3 protein-coding genes are annotated in these 1667 nt (G+C 67.0%); 2 read left to right on the forward strand and 1 reads right to left on the reverse strand.

Features of this window, described 5'->3' with window-relative positions:
* On the forward strand, nucleotides 1-395 hold a 395-nt coding region (locus tag AC1DU6_RS30260; protein ID WP_477861754.1), incomplete at its 5' end, for a PhoH family protein.
* 82 nt (nucleotides 396-477) lie between these two features.
* Nucleotides 478-1458, forward strand: a complete 981-nt coding sequence (locus tag AC1DU6_RS30265) for an aldo/keto reductase (protein ID WP_477861756.1) — start codon at nucleotides 478-480, stop codon at nucleotides 1456-1458.
* Nucleotides 1459-1523: 65 nt separating this feature from the next.
* Here AC1DU6_RS30265 and AC1DU6_RS30270 read toward each other — a convergent pair whose 3' ends face one another.
* Complete coding sequence (locus tag AC1DU6_RS30270; RefSeq protein ID WP_477861758.1) at nucleotides 1524-1601, reverse strand: PEP-CTERM sorting domain-containing protein; 78 nt, start codon at nucleotides 1599-1601, stop codon at nucleotides 1524-1526.
* Nucleotides 1602-1667 lie beyond the last annotated feature (66 nt).

Raw genomic sequence — 1667 nt, forward strand, 5'->3', positions numbered from 1 at the left:
CCCTGGACGACAACCTCGAGGTGCTGGCCAAGGGAGGCTCCACCGCCGGCGAATGGGGCCGCGCCGCCACCAACGACCTGGTGCGCAGCAAGATCAAGATCAAAAGCCTGAACTTCATGCGCGGGCGCACCTTCCTGAACAAGTTCGTCATCATCGAYGAGGCCCAGAACCTGACGCCCAAACAGATGAAGACCTTGATCACGCGCGCCGGACCGGGCACCAAAATCGTCTGCCTGGGCAACCTGGCGCAGATCGACACGCCCTACCTGACCGAGGGCAGTTCAGGCCTGACGTTTGCGGTTGACCGCTTCAAGGGCTGGGCCCACAGCGGCCACGTGACGCTGGCCCGCGGCGAGCGCTCGCGGTTGGCGGATTTCGCTTCCGAAGTTCTTTGAACCGATGCGGCCCCTTCGTGGGGCCGTTTCTTTTCCATCAAATGGTTGCGATACCATTTCGCATCCACTGTCTGGCATTCCCATGATCTACCGCTCCCTCGGCCGCACTGGCTGGAACATCTCTGCCATCGGCTTCGGCGCCTGGGCCATCGGTGGCACCTGGGGCCATACGGACGACAGCGCCGCGATGGCGGCCCTGCACCGGGCGCTGGACCGCGGTGTGAACTTCTTCGACACCGCCGACGTCTACGGCGATGGCCACAGCGAGCGCCTGCTGGCCCGCCTCAAGCGCGAGCGCCCCGGTGAAGCCTTCTACATCGCCACCAAGGCCGGCCGGCGCCTGAACCCGCACGTCGCCGAGGGCTACCGCGATCTGCGGCCCTTCATCGAGCGCAGCCTGAAGAACCTCGGGACCGACAGCCTGGACCTGCTGCAGCTGCACTGCCCGCCCAGCGCCGTCTACGCCATGCCCGAGGTCTTCGGCGCGCTCGACGACCTGGTGCGCGAGGGCAAGCTACGGCACTACGGCGTCAGCGTTGAGCGCATCGACGAAGCCCTCGCGGCGCTCAAGTTCCCTGGCGTGCAGTCGGTGCAGATCATCTACAACCTGTTCCGCCAGCGGCCCGCCGAAGCCTTCCTGCCTGCGGCCCAGGCGGCGCAGGTTGGCGTGCTGGCGCGGCTGCCACTGTCCAGCGGCATGCTGAGCGGCAAGTTCACGCGCGACAGCCGCTTCGGTGCCGACGACCACCGTGGCTTCAACCGCCAGGGCGAGGCCTTCGACAAGGGCGAGACCTTCTCGGGCGTCGACTATGAACAGGGCCTGGCCGCCGTCGAAGAGCTGCGTGCGCTGCTGCCGCCTGGCATCAGCATGGCCCGCCTCGCGTTGCGATGGATCCTGATGAACGAAGCCATCACGACCGCCATCCCCGGCGGCCGCACGCCCGCGCAGGTGGATGAGAACGTCAGCGCCGCCGACCTCGATGCCCTGCCTGCGCCGCTGATGCAGTCGCTGGCCGACCTCTACCAGCGCCGCATTGCACCGCAGGTGCACGGCCTGTGGTGAGCCGCTTTCACGTCACATGAAAAAAAGCGGCCCGAGGGCCGCTGCTTCGTTTTCCCTGCGAGAGATCAGACACGGCGACGGCGACCTGCCGCCAAGCCTGCCAGTGCGATGCCCACCAGGGCCATCGAGGCCGGCTCCGGCACATTGACGGTGATGTCGGTGGTCGCAAGGGTGGCGCCGGCCGCATCGGTGACGAACAGGCGGAAGTC

It is taken from the genome of Roseateles sp. P5_B10 (genome assembly GCF_056400485.1).